14 protein-coding genes are annotated in these 15,731 nt (G+C 69.3%); 9 read left to right on the top strand and 5 right to left on the bottom strand.

All coding sequences use genetic code 11. The features are described 5' to 3' along the window. Positions 1 to 26: 26 nt before the first annotated feature. The 4 genes from AC31A1_RS29580 to AC31A1_RS29565 are packed head-to-tail and all read right to left on the bottom strand — an operon-like array spanning position 27 to position 3,599. Entirely contained in the window at positions 27 to 650 is a 624-nt protein-coding gene (locus tag AC31A1_RS29580; protein WP_489656249.1) for a response regulator, read from the bottom strand. Beyond that, positions 647 to 1,882: a sensor histidine kinase gene (locus tag AC31A1_RS29575; protein ID WP_489656248.1), complete on the bottom strand. Its 1,236-nt coding sequence runs from the start codon at positions 1,880 to 1,882 to the stop codon at positions 647 to 649. Before AC31A1_RS29575 ends, AC31A1_RS29580 begins: the two co-directional genes overlap by 4 nt. Beyond that, positions 1,879 to 2,736 (bottom strand): ABC transporter permease, encoded by an 858-nt coding sequence (locus AC31A1_RS29570; protein ID WP_489656247.1) that lies wholly within the window; start codon positions 2,734 to 2,736, stop codon positions 1,879 to 1,881. The genes AC31A1_RS29575 and AC31A1_RS29570 overlap by 4 nt, the downstream gene beginning before the upstream one ends. Next, positions 2,733 to 3,599, bottom strand: coding sequence for an ABC transporter ATP-binding protein (locus AC31A1_RS29565; RefSeq protein WP_489656246.1), 867 nt, complete (start codon positions 3,597 to 3,599; stop codon positions 2,733 to 2,735). Before AC31A1_RS29565 ends, AC31A1_RS29570 begins: the two co-directional genes overlap by 4 nt. A gap of 142 nt (positions 3,600 to 3,741) precedes the next feature. On the opposite strand from AC31A1_RS29565, the gene AC31A1_RS29560 reads away from it, so the two are divergent. From AC31A1_RS29560 to rpsD, 3 genes are all read left to right on the top strand, one after another. Then, the gene (locus AC31A1_RS29560) at positions 3,742 to 4,398 is read left to right on the top strand and encodes a vitamin K epoxide reductase family protein (RefSeq protein WP_403597997.1); all 657 of its coding nucleotides are present in this window, start codon (positions 3,742 to 3,744) and stop codon (positions 4,396 to 4,398) included. 46 nt (positions 4,399 to 4,444) lie between these two features. Then, entirely contained in the window at positions 4,445 to 5,800 is a 1,356-nt protein-coding gene (locus tag AC31A1_RS29555) for a replication-associated recombination protein A (protein WP_489656245.1), read from the top strand. A gap of 302 nt (positions 5,801 to 6,102) precedes the next feature. Next, positions 6,103 to 6,717, top strand: a complete 615-nt coding sequence (gene rpsD, locus AC31A1_RS29550) for a 30S ribosomal protein S4 (RefSeq protein ID WP_200686488.1) — start codon at positions 6,103 to 6,105, stop codon at positions 6,715 to 6,717. A gap of 30 nt (positions 6,718 to 6,747) precedes the next feature. Here the strand turns inward: rpsD and AC31A1_RS29545 are convergent, their stop codons facing one another. Then, on the bottom strand, positions 6,748 to 8,919 hold the full coding sequence (locus AC31A1_RS29545) for an ATP-binding protein (RefSeq protein WP_489656244.1): 2,172 nt from the start codon (positions 8,917 to 8,919) through the stop codon (positions 6,748 to 6,750). A 148-nt stretch (positions 8,920 to 9,067) separates the two neighbouring features. Between AC31A1_RS29545 and AC31A1_RS29540 the strand changes: the two genes are divergently transcribed. The 6 genes from AC31A1_RS29540 to AC31A1_RS29515 all read left to right on the top strand — a co-directional run bounded on the left by AC31A1_RS29540 (position 9,068) and on the right by AC31A1_RS29515 (position 15,724). Beyond that, entirely contained in the window at positions 9,068 to 9,523 is a 456-nt protein-coding gene (locus AC31A1_RS29540; protein ID WP_489656243.1) for a DUF948 domain-containing protein, read from the top strand. A 7-nt stretch (positions 9,524 to 9,530) separates the two neighbouring features. Then, entirely contained in the window at positions 9,531 to 9,890 is a 360-nt protein-coding gene (locus AC31A1_RS29535; RefSeq protein WP_489656242.1) for a hypothetical protein, read from the top strand. Next, positions 9,890 to 12,562, top strand: a complete 2,673-nt coding sequence (gene alaS / locus AC31A1_RS29530; RefSeq protein ID WP_489656241.1) for an alanine--tRNA ligase — start codon at positions 9,890 to 9,892, stop codon at positions 12,560 to 12,562. Before AC31A1_RS29535 ends, alaS begins: the two co-directional genes overlap by 1 nt. Before the next feature lie 15 nt (positions 12,563 to 12,577). Continuing rightward, entirely contained in the window at positions 12,578 to 13,042 is a 465-nt protein-coding gene (gene ruvX / locus AC31A1_RS29525; protein ID WP_033282278.1) for a Holliday junction resolvase RuvX, read from the top strand. A gap of 122 nt (positions 13,043 to 13,164) precedes the next feature. Continuing rightward, positions 13,165 to 14,904 (top strand): endolytic transglycosylase MltG, encoded by a 1,740-nt coding sequence (mltG, locus tag AC31A1_RS29520; RefSeq protein WP_489656240.1) that lies wholly within the window; start codon positions 13,165 to 13,167, stop codon positions 14,902 to 14,904. Further along, entirely contained in the window at positions 14,885 to 15,724 is an 840-nt protein-coding gene (locus AC31A1_RS29515; protein ID WP_489656239.1) for a shikimate dehydrogenase, read from the top strand. The genes mltG and AC31A1_RS29515 overlap by 20 nt, the downstream gene beginning before the upstream one ends. Positions 15,725 to 15,731: the final 7 nt, after the last annotated feature.

Here is a 15,731-nt window from a genome sequence, read left to right as displayed (position 1 = left end):
GGTAGGGGCGGCGGGGGCGAGAATCCTCAGTCCAGCAGCCCGTACCGCATCGCACTCGTCACAGCGGCCGTCCGGTCATCGACGCCCAACTTGCCGAAAACCCGCAGCAGATGGGTCTTCACCGTCGACTCCCCGATGTACAACCGCCGCCCGATCTCCGCGTTGGTGCACCCCTCCGCCACCAACCGCAACACCGCGATCTCCCGCTCGGACAACCGAGGCCGCTCCGGCTTCGTCCGCAACTGGTCCACCAACCGCGCGGCCACAGAAGGCGCCAACACGGTCTCGCCCCGCGCCGCGGCCCGTACCGCGTCGGCCAGTTCACCGCGCGGCAGATCCTTCAGCAGATAACCCGCCGCCCCCGCCTCCACGGCCCGCAGAATGTCCCGGTCGGTCTCGTACGTGGTGAGGACGATCACCCGGCACGGCAACCCCGCCGCACTCATCCGCACGATGGAGTCGACACCCCCGCCGTCCGGCATGCGCAGGTCCATCAGGACGATGTCGGGGCGGAGTTCGGCGGCCAGGGCCTCCGCCTGTGGCCCACTGGAGGCGTCGGCGACGACATCGAGGTCCGGTTCGGCGCTGAGCATGGCGCGCAGGCCTTCCCGTACGACGGGATGGTCGTCGGCGAGGACGATCCGGATCATCGAGAACTCCTCAGAAGCGATACCGGCGATACAGGGGATTCAGGTGATGCGGGCGATACCGGCAGCCGTACCGTCACCGTCGTCCCCTCGCCCACCGCACTCCGCACCACCGCCGTCCCACCCGCCTCCGCCGCCCGCGTCCGCAGCCCCGCCAGACCGTAGCCACCGCACACCGCCCCCGGATCGAACCCGCACCCGTCATCCCGTACGGACACGGTGAGTTGCTCGTCGGTGTACATCAACGAGAGGCTCACCTTCGCCGAACTCCCCGCATGCTTGCGGGTGTTGGCGAGCGCTTCCTGGCAGGAGCGCAGGGCCACCACCTCCGGCCCGGCGGGCAACGCGCGTACCGGCCCGGTGACGTGGAGTGTCGCGTCATGGCGGGCGGCGAGCCGGCGCAGGGCGTCCGAGAGGGACACGCCCTCCAGGTCGGCCGGTGTGCCGCCGGCGACCAGGGCGCGGGCCTCGGCGAGGTTCTGCCGGGCCGTCTCGTCCATGAGGGCCAAGTGCCGCCTGGCCTGCGGCAGATCGTCGTCCAGCTCCGCCTCCACCGCCTGGGCCAGCATCAGCAGGCTGGTGAAGCCCTGGGCGAGGGTGTCGTGGATCTCGCGGGCCATCCGCTCCCGTTCGGCCAACGCGCCGTGGGCCGACGACAGTCGGGAGACCTCGTGGCGGCTGGCGTCCAGCTCGGCTATCAACTCCGCGCGCTCCTGGCTCTGTTCGATGACGCGGATGATCCAGGTGCCGAGGGCCATCGAGAAGACCAGGGTGACCACCGCGAAGACGGAATTGAAGAACACGTCCTGGGCTCCCGGCCACCACAGCAGTGTCCAGCCGATCACGGGCGCGATGTTGATCACGGTCACCGCGATCAGGGCCCAGCGCAGCCGCAGCACCATGAAGCAGGGCGGGACGAGGGCGAAGGCCAGTAGCCGGGTCTCGCCGACCAGGACCGCGGAGGGCAGGAACAGCGCCATCTCCGCGATGAGGTAGCCGACCGCCCGGCGTTCGTCGGGTGGGTCGCCTTGGAGGACCGGGCGGCCTATCCAGACATAGAGAGGGATCAGTGGGACGAGCAGTGCGGCCGCCGTGACGCGTACCGGCCACCCCGGCCGGCTCGTGCCGAGCACGAACACCAGGGTGGCCAGCCAGATCAGGGCGAAGTACGTGTCCCAGAGCCGGAAGGAGCGGTCCCAGGTGTACGAGCCCGACGCCCCGTGGGGCACGTTCATCCGTCGCGCCGGTTCTTCCACCGGAAGGTCAGCAGGCACAGCAGCAATCCTCCGACGCACCATGCCCCCAGCACCAGCGCGACCTTCCCGAACTCCCAGCTCCCGGCTTGCTCCAGCACCTGCGCCGACGAGGGCAGGAACACCCCGCGCAGCCCCTGGCACATCCACTTCAGCGGGAACAGGGCCCCGATGTTGAGCATCCAGTCCGGGATGGTGTCGATGGAGATGTACACCCCGGAGATGAACTGAAGGACCAGGAAGGGCAGTACGACCACGGAGGTCGCGCTCTTGCCGGACTTCGGGACCGAGCTGACCGCGATGCCGAGCAGCGCGCACGCCGTCAGACCGAGCACGAAGATCCACCCGAAGTCCAGCCACTTCACCGCGGACGAGGGCAGATCCACGTCGTAGAGCGTGGTGCCCACCAGGAGCAGGATCGCCGTCTCCATCAGGCCCGTGACCAGAACCAGCCAGATCTTGCCGAGGAAGTACGCGGCCGGTGGCATCGGCGTGCCGCGCAACCGGCGCAGCACCTTCTCGTCGCGTTCGATCGCGATCGAGATGCCGAGGGACTGGAAACTCGTCGACATGATGCCTGCGGCCATCATCGCCGGGACGTAGAGCTGCGAGGCATTGATGCCCGCGCCCCGGACGTCGTCCTTGAAGATCGACGCGAAGAGGAAGAGGAAGACGACCGGGAAGGCGAAGGTGAACACCACCTGGTCGCGCTGCCGGAAGAACTGTTTGAGTTCCAGCGACCCGCGCCACAGCCCGAGCCCCCAGGCGCTGGGCAGCCGCTCTCCGGAGGCCCTCGTCCGGTCCCGTACGGCGGTCGTGCTCGTCGTCGTGCTCATCGCGCGTCCTCCTGTCCGGTCAGCCGGAGGTAGACGTCCTCCAGGGTGGGGCGGCTCACCAGCAGCCCGGGGATCTCCCCGTCGAAGCGGTGCATGAGTTCGGCTACGACCTTGGTAGGAGTCTCCGTGTGCTCCGCGCGCGGGGTGCCGTCCAGGTCCGTCCACTCGACCGTGGCTCCGGTGCCGTGGCGTTCGCGCAGGGCGGCCGGTTCGCCCTCGGCGACCACACGGCCCTTGGCGACGATGGCCAGGCGGTCGGCCAGGTTCTCCGCCTCCTCCAGGTAGTGGGTGGTGAGGAGGATCGTGGTGCCCTCGTCGGCGAGCTTGCGGATCAGGTCCCAGAACTGGCGCCGGGCCGCCGGGTCGAAGCCGGTCGTCGGCTCATCCAGGAGGAGGAGATCGGGGCCGCCTATCACCCCGAGGGCCACGTCGAGACGCCTGCGCTGGCCGCCCGACAGGGCCTTGATCCGGCTGTCCGCCTTGGCCTCCAGACCGACCAGGCCGATGACCTCCTCCGGGTCGCGCGGGCGGGGGTAGTAGCGCGCGAAGTGCCGTACCGTCTCGCCGACCGTCAACTCCGCGGGTGCCGATTCGTCCTGCCAGACGATTCCGACCCGCGAACGCCACGCGCGTGTGCCCGTCGCCGGGTCCGAGCCGAGCACCGACACCTCACCCGCGTCCCGGCCGCGGTTGCCCTGGAGGATCTCGACCGTGGTGCTCTTGCCCGCCCCATTGGGTCCGAGCAGGCCGAACACCTCTCCCGTGCGGATCTCCAGGTCGATTCCGTCCACGGCGGTCACGTCCCCGTACTGCTTGCGCAGCCCCCGCACATCCACTGCGAGTTCGTTCGCCTGTGTTGTCATGCCATGAGCATCGTCCGGAATCGAGCGCTCAGGGACGACCGTGCGTACTTCCTTATGTCCATCGAACGGTGGACAGAGGTGCTCGTGCGGCACAATGGCCCTGCCCGAAGAAGGTCCAACTCTCAAGTGACGGATCGGCGTGATGAGCAAGACGACAGTGAAGGACGTCTCCACCGACTCCGAACCGGAGCACACGGCCGCAGAGCCGCGCACGGTGGGCAGCAGCCGGGCCTTCGCCCTGTTGCTGGTGATCACCGGAGCGGCCGGACTGCTCGCCGCCTGGGTCATCACGATCGACAAGTTCAAGATCCTTGAGGGCAAGCTCGCCGGGAAGACGTTCACCCCGAGCTGCAGCATCAACCCGATCGTGTCCTGCGGCAGCGTCATGGAGAGCAAGCAGGCCGCAGCCTTCGGCTTCCCGAACCCGATGCTCGGCCTGGTCGCCTACGGCATCGTCATCTGCGTCGGGATCAGCCTGCTGACCCGGGTCCAGTTCCCGCGCTGGTACTGGCTGACCTTCAACTTCGGCACGCTCTTCGGGGTGGCCTTCTGCACCTGGCTGCAGTTCCAGTCGCTGTACCGGATCAACGCGCTGTGCCTGTGGTGCTCGCTGGCCTGGGTCGCCACGATCACCATGTTCTGGTATGTCACGTCGTTCAACATCCGCAACGACTTCCTGAAGGCCCCGCGCCCGGTCAAGAACTTCCTGGGCGAGTTCACCTGGGTCCTCCCGGTCACCCACGTCGGCATCATCGCCATGCTGATCCTGACCCGCTGGGGCACCCAGCTCTGGGCCTGACCCCGGCCCGACCGGATTGTCAGTGGCGTGACATAGGGTTTTCGATGTGGAGCCCGACCTTTTCACCGCCGCAGCCGAAGAACGCCAGGAGAAGGATCCGTCCAGCAGTCCCCTGGCGGTACGGATGCGCCCGCGCACCCTCGACGAGGTCGTGGGCCAGCAGCACCTGCTGAAGCCGGGCTCGCCCCTGCGCCGACTGGTCGGCGAGGGATCGGGCGGCCCGGCCGGAGCTTCCTCGGTGCTCCTCTGGGGCCCGCCCGGCACCGGCAAGACGACCCTCGCCTACGTCGTGTCCAAGGCCACCAACAAGCGTTTCGTGGAGCTGTCCGCGATCACCGCCGGCGTCAAGGAGGTCCGCGCGGTCATCGACGGCGCCCGCCGCGCCACCGGCGGCTTCGGCAAGGAGACCGTCCTCTTCCTCGACGAGATCCACCGCTTCAGCAAGGCCCAGCAGGACTCCCTGCTCCCTGCCGTCGAGAACCGCTGGATCACCCTGATCGCGGCGACCACGGAGAACCCGTACTTCTCGGTGATCTCCCCGCTGCTCTCCCGATCGCTCCTCCTCACCCTCGAACCCCTCACGGACGACGACCTGCGCGCCCTGCTCCGCCGCGCGCTGTCCGACGAGCGAGGCCTGAAGGACGCGGTCGCCCTCCCCGAGGACAGCGAGAACCACCTGCTGCGCATCGCCGGCGGCGACGCCCGCCGCGCGCTGACCGCCCTGGAGGCCGCCGCCGGAGCCGCCCTCGACAAGGGCGAGCCGGACATCACCCTCCAGACCCTGGAGGAGACGGTCGACCGCGCGGCGGTGAAGTACGACCGCGACGGCGACCAGCACTACGACGTGGCCAGCGCCCTCATCAAGTCCATCCGCGGCTCCGACGTCGACGCGGCCCTGCACTACCTGGCCCGCATGATCGAGGCCGGCGAGGACCCCCGCTTCATCGCCCGCCGCCTGATGATCTCCGCGAGCGAGGACATCGGCCTCGCCGATCCCAACGCGCTGCCGATCGCGGTCGCCGCTGCCCAGGCTGTAGCGATGATCGGCTTTCCGGAGGCCGCGCTGACCCTCAGCCACGCCACCATCGCGCTCGCCCTCGCGCCCAAGTCGAACGCGGCGACCACGGCGATCGGCGCCGCCATGGAGGACGTACGCAAGGGGCACGCGGGCCCGGTGCCCATGCATCTGCGGGACGGGCACTACAAGGGCGCGGCCAAGCTCGGGCATGCCCAGGGATACGTCTACCCGCACGACCTGCCCGAGGGCATCGCCGAGCAGCGGTACGCCCCGGAGGAGCTGAAGGACCGCGAGTACTACGAGCCGACCCGCCACGGCGCGGAGGCGCGGTACGCGGACGCCGTGGAGTGGACCCGGAAGCACCTTGGTCGTAAGCGGTCCTGAGCACCCTGTAGAATCCCCCGAAGTGCTGTGTCCCGTGCTGTCAGAACGGGACGGTCAGCCGGAGTCCCGGTTTTCGGACCGGCTCCAGGAGCGTCGCGCACCGTTCGAACGGTGTCGCGGGCAGCCCACCACCATCCGTCGCAGGACGGAACCGGTCGGTGGGCCACTCGCGTGCTGCACGTAGTGCCCAGATCAGGGGAGCGGCTGCCCACCAGGTCCCGCAAGGGGCCCGACGGGTTTCCCCGGCTGCGGATGCGACCTCCCTCACCACCCTGACAAGCCGACAGACAGAGAGAGACATCGTGGCGAATCAGTCCCGCCCCAAGGTCAAGAAGTCGCGTGCCCTCGGCATCGCGCTGACCCCGAAGGCCGTCAAGTACTTCGAGGCCCGTCCCTACCCGCCGGGTGAGCACGGTCGTGGCCGCAAGCAGAACTCGGACTACAAGGTCCGTCTGCTGGAGAAGCAGCGTCTGCGCGCGCAGTACGACGTGTCCGAGCGCCAGCTCGTCCGCGCCTACGAGCGTGCCTCCAAGGTCCAGGGCAAGACCGGTGAGGCCCTGATCATCGAGCTGGAGCGTCGTCTCGACGCGCTGGTCCTTCGTTCGGGCATCGCCCGCACGATCTACCAGGCCCGCCAGATGGTCGTCCACGGCCACATCGAGGTCAACGGCCAGAAGGTCGACAAGCCGTCCTTCCGCGTCAAGCCCGAGGACGTCGTCATGGTCCGCGAGCGCAGCCGCAGCAAGACGCTGTTCGAGGTCTCCCGCGCCGGTGGCTTCGCCCCCGACGGCGAGATCCCGCGCTACCTCCAGGTGAACCTCGGCGCCCTGGCGTTCCGCCTGGACCGCGAGCCGAACCGCAAGGAGATCCCGGTGATCTGCGACGAGCAGCTCGTCGTCGAGTACTACGCCCGCTGATCACCTCACGGACGTAGCACCACCTCTGCGTCAGCCCGTCGTCTCCCCGCCCTTACGGGTGGGCGAGGCGGCGGGCTTTCGCATGTCCGCACTCACGGTCGCGGGCCGCACCGGGCCGCGCGGCACCGGCACCGCGTCCAGTGACCGCGACGGCCCCAGCGCCCGCGCCACGGCCGCCTCCCGGCCCAGCCGCGCCCCCTCCCGTACGCACTCCGCGTACCGCTCGTCGCCGAGCCGCTCGCGGGCCATCGCCTCGCACAGCTCGTGCGGCGCGTTGTAGTACGCCGAGCCGAACAGCGGCAGCCCCACCGACGGCCACATCCCGCCCGCCGCACCCTGCAGCAGCGCGGCCTCGGCGGCATCGCCCTCCGCCACCGTGACGAGGGCCAGCAGCTCGACGGCGAGCACCGAGCCGAGCAGATCGCGGAAGCCGTGCGCGCTGCCCAGGCAGTCCGCCAACAGGTCGCGCGCGAGCGGGAGTTCGCCGTCGCTCCAGGCGGCGTAGGCCAGGACGTACAGCGCGTACGCGCGGGTCCAGCGCTCGCCGTGGTCCTCGCACACGCGCCGGACGTCCTCGCACAGCTTCACCGCGTCCGCCAAGTCGCCCTGGAACGCCCGGGTCATGGCCAGCTCGACCTGGCCCATCAGCACATTGCTGTTGAGCTCGCCGATCTGCTGGTAGCGGTCGAGCGCCGAGCGCAGCAGCGTCTCCGCGCGTGGCATGTCGTCCGTGACCAACGCCAGGCAGCCGGTGCGGTGTTCGGCGTAGGCGACCGCCGTGGGGTTCGCGGCCTCGTCCGCCTCCTCGCGGCACTCCTGGAGCGCGGCCAGCGCGGGCACGGTGTCGCCCTGGAGGATCGCCACATAGCCGAGCACCCACAGGGCCTTCAGTCGTGACTGGTCGTTCGCCGTGTCCTCGGCGTCCAGCTGCACGGCCTGCTCCAGCCAGTGCCTGCCCTCCGCGAGGCGTCCGCAGCCCGCCCAGTAGAACCACAGCGAGCCCGCGAGGTACTGGCCCAGATGCGTCTCGTCCGGCTCGGTCAGGCAGTACTCCAGGGCACCGCGCAGATTCGGCAGCTCCGCCTCGACCCGCGCGGCGACCTCGCCCTGGCGCGGTGAGAACCAGTCCAGCTCGCACCAAGTGGCCAGCCCCAGATACCAGTCGCGGTGTCTGCGCCGCAGCCGGGCCGCGTCCCCGGTCGCCTCCAGCCAGTCGGCGCCGTAGGCCCGGATCGTGTCGAGCATCCGGTAGCGCACGCCCGTCGCCGTCTCCTCGCGGACGACCACGGACTGCGCGAGTAGTTCGGAGAGCACGTCGAGGACGCCGTCCGAGGGCAGGCCGTCGCCGCCGCACACGTACTCGGCGGCCTCCAGATCGAAGCGCCCGGCGAACACCGACAGCCGTGCCCACAGCAACCGCTCCTCGGGCGTGCACAGTTCGTGGCTCCAGCCGATCGCCGTCCGCAGCGTCTGGTGCCGGGGCAGCGCGTCCCGCCGCCCGCCGGCCAGCAGCCGGAACCGGTCGTCGAACCGTGCCAGCACCTCCCCGGGCGACAGCGCCCGCAGCCGCCCCGCCGCCAGCTCGACGGCAAGGGGAATCCCGTCGAGCCGCCGGCACAACTCCCGTACGTCCGGGGCGTCTTCATCGAGGGCGACCCCTTGCTGCGCGGCCCGGTCGGCGAGCAGCTCCACCGCCTCGTCCTCGCCCAACGGCGCCACCGCGACGACCCGTTCACCCGCCAGCTCCAACGGCCGCCGCCCCACCGCGAGCACCCGCAGCCCCGGCACCCGCCCGAGCAACTCGGCAACCAGCTCGGCACACACATCCACCAGATGCTCGAACCCGTCCAGCACCAACAACAGTTGACGCTCCGTCAGATGAGCGAGCAACGCCTCGCGCGGCAACCGCGCGGTGTGATCCGTCAGCCCCAGCGCTTCTACGACCGCGAAGTCCACGAGTTCCGGATCGCGCACCGGCGCCAGCTCCACCCGCCACACGCCGTCCGAGGGAGCGGACCGGGCCGCCGCGTGGGCCGCGAGCCGTGACTTGCCGACCCCGCCGGGCCCGGTCACCGTGACCAGACGTGAAGCGCCGAGCGCCCGCGCCAGCTCGGTGAGTTCGGCCGAGCGGCCCACGAACCGGTCGGGTTCGAGGGGCAGATTGCCGTCCGTGGTGGCGTCGCCGCCATGGGAAGCTCGCATGGAATACGGAGCGTACTGAACCGTATTCAGTCCGTACAATCGCTTCGCGCAACTCCAGTGTGCGCGGGGCGGTAATGCGGTACGGAGCGCCACCCTCATCGCGATAGGCTCGGCGCATTATTGATTTTCGCGAGCGAGCGGGAAGTGGGTGCGCACAGTGTCCGGTGGAGAGGTGGCCGGGATCCTGGTGGCCGTCTTCTGGGCGATCCTGGTCTCGTTCCTCGCCGTCGCACTGGTGAGGCTGGCCCAGACGCTCAAGGCGACCACCAAGCTGGTCGCGGACGTCACCGACCAGGCCGTGCCGCTGCTGGCGGACGCCTCCGCGGCGGTGCGCTCCGCGCAGACCCAGATCGACCGGGTCGACGCGATCGCCTCCGACGTCCAGGAAGTCACCTCGAACGCCTCCGCACTGTCCACCACCGTCGCCTCCACCTTCGGCGGCCCCCTCGTCAAGGTCGCGGCCTTCGGCTACGGCGTCCGCCGGGCCCTGGGCGGCCGCCGCGAGGGCGTGCCGGCGCCGTCCGGGGCGTCCCGTCGTACGGTGATCGTGGGCCGTACCGTCCCGGCCGGGCGGCGGGGCAAGCGCACCCGGAAGAAGGACTGACCGAGCGATGTTCCGCCGTACGTTCTGGTTCGGCACGGGCGTAGCCGCCGGTGTCTGGGCGACCACCAAGGTCAATCGCAAGCTGAAGCAGCTGACCCCCGAGCACCTCGCCGTGTCCGCGGCCAACAAGGCGCTCGAAGCGGGCCACAAACTCAAGGACAGCGCGGTGCACTTCGCACTCGACGTCCGCGCGGGCATGGCCCAGCGCGAGGCCGAACTCGGCGACGCGCTGGGGATCAACGCCGCGGTCGACCCCGAACTCCCGGCGCCCCGGCAGCACATCGCCATCGAGAACCGCAACACCCCCATGTCCGTCGAAAGAAACGACAGGACGACGTACTCGTACAACCGGAATGAGGACCACTGATGGAGTCGGCTGAAATCCGCCGCCGCTGGCTGAGCTTCTACGAGGAGCGCGGCCACACCGTCGTCCCCTCGGCGTCGCTCATCGCGGACGACCCGACTCTGCTCCTGGTCCCCGCCGGCATGGTCCCCTTCAAGCCGTACTTCCTCGGCGAGGTCAAGCCGCCGTGGCCGCGCGCCACCAGCGTGCAGAAGTGCGTGCGCACGCCAGACATCGAAGAGGTCGGCAAGACCACGCGGCACGGCACGTTCTTCCAGATGTGCGGCAACTTCTCCTTCGGCGACTACTTCAAGGAAGGCGCCATCACCTACGCCTGGGAGCTGCTCACCTCGCCCCAGGACAAGGGTGGTTACGGCCTCGACCCCGAGCGCCTGTGGATCACGGTCTACCTCGACGACGACGAGGCCGAGACCATCTGGCGCGAGAAGATCGGCGTCCCGGCCGAGCGCATCCAGCGCCTCGGCAAGAAGGACAACTACTGGTCGATGGGCGTCCCCGGACCCTGCGGTCCGTGTTCCGAGATCAACTACGACCGCGGCCCCGAGTTCGGCGTCGAGGGCGGCCCGGCCGTCAACGACGAGCGGTACGTGGAGATCTGGAACCTCGTCTTCATGCAGTACGAGCGCGGCGAGGGCATCGGCAAGGAGGACTTCGAGATCCTCGGCGAGCTGCCCAGCAAGAACATCGACACGGGCCTCGGCCTGGAGCGCCTCGCGATGATCCTGCAGGGCGTGCAGAACATGTACGAGATCGACACCTCCATGGCCGTCATCAAGAAGGCCACCGAGCTGACCGGCGTCGAGTACGGCGACTCGCACGAGTCCGACGTCTCCCTGCGCGTGGTCACCGACCACATGCGCACGTCCGTGATGCTCATCGGCGACGGCGTGACCCCCGGCAACGAGGGCCGCGGTTACGTCCTGCGCCGCATCATGCGCCGCGCCATCCGCAACATGCGGCTCCTCGGTGCCACGGGTCTGGTCGTCAAGGACCTCATCGACACCGTCATCGCGATGATGGGCCAGCAGTACCCCGAGCTCGTCACCGACCGGCAGCGCATCGAGACCGTGGCCCTCGCCGAGGAGGCCGCCTTCGTCAAGACGCTGAAGGCCGGCACCAACATCCTCGACACCGCCATCGCCGACACCAAGCAGTCCGGCGGCAAGGTCCTCGCCGGCGACAAGGCGTTCCTGCTCCACGACACCTGGGGCTTCCCGATCGACCTCACCCTCGAAATGGCCGCCGAACAGGGCCTTTCCGTGGACGAGGACGGCTTCCGGCGCCTGATGAAGCAGCAGCGCGACCAGGCCAAGGCCGACGCGCAGGCCAAGAAGACCGGCCACGCGGGCGTCGGTGCCTACCGCGCGATCGCCGACAAGGCCGGCGAGACGGACTTCATCGGCTACTCGGACACCCAGGGCGAGTCCACCATCGTCGGCATCCTCGTCGACGGCGTCTCCTCCCCGGCCGCGACCGAGGGCGACGAGGTCGAGATCGTCCTCGACCGCACCCCCTTCTACGCCGAGGGCGGCGGCCAGATCGGCGACACCGGCCGCATCAAGGTCGAGTCCGGTGCCGTGATCGAGATCCGCGACTGCCAGAAGCCGGTCCCGGGCGTCTACGTCCACAAGGGCGTCGTCCAGTTCGGTGAGGTCACCGTCGGCGCGAAGGCCGAGGCCGCGATCGACATCCGCCGCCGCACCGCCATCGCCCGCGCCCACTCGGCCACCCACCTCACCCACCAGGCGCTGCGTGACGCCCTCGGTCCGACGGCCGCGCAGGCCGGTTCCGAGAACCAGCCCGGCCGCTTCCGCTTCGACTTCGGTTCGCCGTCCGCGGTTCCCACGGCCGTGATGACCGACGTCGAACAGAAGATCAACGAGGTGCTCGCCCGCGACCTGGACGTGCACGCCGAGATCCTCAGCCTCGACGAGGCCAAGAAGCAGGGCGCCATCGCCGAGTTCGGCGAGAAGTACGGCGAGCGGGTCCGCGTCGTCACCATCGGCGACTTCTCCAAGGAGTTGTGCGGCGGCACGCACGTGCACAACACCTCCCAGCTCGGCCTGGTCAAGCTGCTCGGCGAGTCGTCGATCGGCTCCGGAGTGCGCCGTATCGAAGCGCTCGTCGGTGTCGACGCCTACAACTTCCTCGCCCGGGAGCACACGGTCGTGGCCCAGCTCCAGGAGCTGGTCAAGGGCCGTCCGGAGGAGCTGCCGGAGAAGGTCTCCGCGATGCTCGGCAAGCTGAAGGACGCCGAGAAGGAGATCGAGAAGTTCCGCGCCGAGAAGGTGCTTCAGGCTGCCGCCGGTCTCGTCGAGTCCGCCAAGGACGTGCACGGCCTCGCCGTCGTCACCGGTCAGGTGCCGGACGGCACGAGCGCCGACGACCTGCGCAAGCTGGTCCTCGACGTGCGCGGCCGTATCCAGGGCGGACGCGCCGCCGTCGTAGCCCTCTTCACGGTCAACAACGGCAAGCCGCTCACGGTCATCGCCACCAACGAAGGCGCCCGCGAGCGCGGTCTCAAGGCCGGCGACCTGGTCCGCGCGGCCGCCAAGACCCTCGGCGGCGGCGGTGGCGGCAAGCCGGACGTGGCCCAGGGCGGCGGCCAGAACCCGGCCGCGGTCGGCGAGGCCGTGGACGCCGTCGAACGCCTCGTCGCCGACACGGCCAAGTAAGAAACGGCCGCGAACATGCGAAGAGGACGTCGACTCGCGATCGACGTCGGGGACGCCCGGATCGGGGTCGCCTCGTGCGACCCCGACGGGATCCTCGCCACTCCCGTCGAGACGGTCCCCGGCCGCGACATCCCGGCGGCGCACCGCCGGCTGAAGCAACTCGCCGAGGAGTACGAACCGATCGAAGTCGTCGTCGGCCTCCCGCGCTCCCTCAAGGGGGGCGAGGGACCGGCCGCGGTGAAGGTCCGGGCCTTCGCCCAGGAACTCGCGAAGGGCATCGCCCCGGTACCGGTCAGACTGTTGGACGAACGGATGACCACGGTGACGGCCAGTCAGGGACTGCGCGCCTCAGGGGTGAAGTCCAAGAAGGGCCGGTCGGTCATCGACCAGGCGGCCGCGGTCATCATCCTCCAGCAGGCGCTGGAATCCGAACGGGTGTCAGGTAAACCACCCGGCGAGGGCGTCGAAGTGGTCATCTGATCGCGATACGGTAACGTTCCGCGCGATGCGATGGTGTTCGAACAGCCATGGCACAGCAAGAGGCGGGACGGGAGCCGGAGCCGCAAGCGCCGCGACCGCCGCCTCGCGGCTCTAGGGGATCGATGACTGAGTATGGCCGGAGCCCAGGCTCCGAACCGTGGCATCCGGAGGACCCGTTGTTCGGGGACGTCGGATGGGAAGGACAGCAGGCCCAGGTGGGGCAGCAGTCCTCCTACGGCGGCCAGCCGCAGCACTATCCGGAACAGCCGCAGCAGCCGCAGCAGTACGGCGACTGGGGCCACGGCCAGCAGGCCGACTACGGTCAGGCGCAGCAGCAGTACCCGGTCTACGACGAACAGGGCAACCCGCACTACCCCGACCAGCAGCAGTGGGCCGACCAGCAGCAGTACGCCGATCAGAGCCATCAGCAGTACGCCGCTCAGCAGCAGCAATATCAGCAGGGCGGCTGGGACGGCACCGGCGCGCCCGCTCATGTCCCCTACGCCGCAGATCCTGTCGACCCGTACGGGCAACAGGCCGCTGCCTATGGCGAACAGCAGCCCGATTTCTACGGCACGCCCGACGCCTTCCCGCCGCCCGAACCGCCGGGCAAGCGACGCACCGAGCCGGAACCGGAGCAGACGGACTGGGACCCGGGGCCCGATCAGGGCGAACACGCGTTCTTCGCGGGTGGCGGCGACGATGAGGACGAGGCCGACGACGAGCCGGACGGGCGCCGACGGGGCAAGGGCGGCAAAGGCAAGGACAAAGGCGGCAAGGAGAGGAAGCGTCGCAACGGCTGCGCCTGCCTCGTGGTCGTCCTGGTGTTCGGCGGCGGCCTGGGCACTGTCGGCTACTTCGGCTGGCAGTTCTACCAAAATCGTTTCGGCACGGCCCCCGACTACGCGGGCGACGGCACCGGATCGGTGAGCGTCACCATCCCCAAGGGGGCCGGCGGCTACACCATCGGCCAGGAGCTGAAGAAACAGGGCGTCGTGAAGAGCGTCGACGCGTTCGTCGTCGCCCAGTCGCAGAATCCCGATGGCAAGAAGATCCAGGCCGGCGTCTTTCTCCTCAAGAAGGAAATGTCCGCCGCGAGCGCCGTCAAGCTGATGCTCGACCCCAAGAGCCAGGACAATCTGATCGTCCCCACGGGCTGGCGGAACTCCAAGATCTACGCGGCGATCGACAAGAAACTCCAGGTTTCCGACGGCACCACCAAGGCCGTCGCCAAGAAGGATTACAAGTCGCTCGGGCTGCCCAGCTGGGCGAACAGCAACAAAGACATCAAGGACCCGCTGGAGGGCTTCCTCTACCCCGGCACATATGGCGCCGCAAAGGGTATGAAACCCGAAGCGGTCCTCAAGCAGATGGTCGCCCAGGCCAGCGACAAATACGGCGCGATCGACCTTGAGGCAAAGGCCAAGGCACTCAATCTGGAAGACCCGCTGCAGGTCATCACGGTCGCGAGCCTCGTCCAGGCCGAGGGCAAGACGCACGAGGACTTCCGCAAGATGGCCGAAGTGGTCTACAACCGTCTCAAGACCACGAACACCGAGACGAACCGATACCTGCAATTCGACTCGACCTTCAATTACCTGAAGGGTCAGAGCAACATCCACATCAGCGAGTCCGCGATCAACAGCAACAAGGACCCGTACAACACCTACACCCAAAAGGGCTTGCCGCCCGGTCCCATCGACAACCCCGGTGACGAGGCTCTGGCAGCGGCACTGAATCCGACCCATGACGGCTGGATCTACTTCGTGGCGACCGACGGCGAGAACAAGACCGAATTCGCCAAGACGTACGCCGAATTCCAGGCACTCAAGGAAAAGTTCAATGCCACCTCGGGCAACTGACGCCCGCCGCGCCGCCGTGCTCGGTTCCCCCATCGCCCACTCCCTCTCCCCGGTGCTGCATCGCGCGGCATACGGGGAGCTGGGGCTGGACGGCTGGTCCTACGACCGCTTCGACGTGGACGAGGGGGCCCTTCCCGGGTTCTTCAAGGACCTGGGCCCGGAGTGGGCGGGCCTGTCGCTGACGATGCCTCTGAAGCGGGCCGTGATACCGCTGCTCGACGAGATCAGCGAGACGGCGGCGTCGGTGGACGCGGTCAACACCGTCGTCTTCACGGAGGACGGCCGCCGAGTCGGCGACAACACCGACATCCCCGGCATGGTCGCCGCCCTCCGCGAACACGGCATCGAACAGGTCGACTCCGCCGCGATCCTGGGCGCCGGCGCCACCGCCTCCTCCGCCCTCGCCGCCCTCGCCCGCATCTGCACCGGCGAGGTCGTCGCCTACGTCCGCAGCGAGGCCCGCGCGGCGGAGATGCGGCAGTGGGGCAAGCGGCTGGATGTAGAGGTGCGCACGGCGGACTGGGCGGACGCGGCGGAAGGGCTGCGCGCACCCCTGGTCTTCGCCACCACGCCGGCCGGCACGACAGACGCCCTCTCCTCCACGGTGCCGGAACGCCCCGCCACCCTCTTCGACGTCCTCTACGACCCCTGGCCCACGGACCTCGCGGCCCGCTGGTCCGGCTATGGCGGCGCGGTGGTGAGCGGGCTCGACCTGCTGGTGCACCAGGCGGTACTTCAGGTGGAACAGATGACGGGGTGTCGGCCCGCGCCGGTGGACGCGATGCGGAAGGCGGGGGAGAAGGCGTTGGCGGGGCGGTGAGGTGGAG

Source organism: Streptomyces sp. P5F9 (assembly GCF_057961495.1).
This window is presented reverse-complemented; position numbering and strand designations above follow the sequence as displayed.

What these genes read in the sequence shown, in the direction of transcription:
- AC31A1_RS29580 (WP_489656249.1), bottom strand. Translation starts at nt 650, where the DNA reads ATGATCCGGATCGTCCTCGCCGACGACCATCCCGTCGTACGGGAAGGC.
- AC31A1_RS29575 (WP_489656248.1), bottom strand. Translation starts at nt 1,882, where the DNA reads ATGAACGTGCCCCACGGGGCGTCGGGCTCGTACACCTGGGACCGCTCC.
- AC31A1_RS29570 (WP_489656247.1), bottom strand. Translation starts at nt 2,736, where the DNA reads ATGAGCACGACGACGAGCACGACCGCCGTACGGGACCGGACGAGGGCC.
- AC31A1_RS29565 (WP_489656246.1), bottom strand. Translation starts at nt 3,599, where the DNA reads ATGACAACACAGGCGAACGAACTCGCAGTGGATGTGCGGGGGCTGCGC.
- AC31A1_RS29560 (WP_403597997.1), top strand. Translation starts at nt 3,742, where the DNA reads ATGAGCAAGACGACAGTGAAGGACGTCTCCACCGACTCCGAACCGGAG.
- AC31A1_RS29545 (WP_489656244.1), bottom strand. Translation starts at nt 8,919, where the DNA reads ATGCGAGCTTCCCATGGCGGCGACGCCACCACGGACGGCAATCTGCCC.
- AC31A1_RS29535 (WP_489656242.1), top strand. Translation starts at nt 9,531, where the DNA reads ATGTTCCGCCGTACGTTCTGGTTCGGCACGGGCGTAGCCGCCGGTGTC.
- alaS (WP_489656241.1), top strand. Translation starts at nt 9,890, where the DNA reads ATGGAGTCGGCTGAAATCCGCCGCCGCTGGCTGAGCTTCTACGAGGAG.
- ruvX (WP_033282278.1), top strand. Translation starts at nt 12,578, where the DNA reads ATGCGAAGAGGACGTCGACTCGCGATCGACGTCGGGGACGCCCGGATC.
- mltG (WP_489656240.1), top strand. Translation starts at nt 13,165, where the DNA reads ATGACTGAGTATGGCCGGAGCCCAGGCTCCGAACCGTGGCATCCGGAG.
- AC31A1_RS29515 (WP_489656239.1), top strand. Translation starts at nt 14,885, where the DNA reads ATGCCACCTCGGGCAACTGACGCCCGCCGCGCCGCCGTGCTCGGTTCC.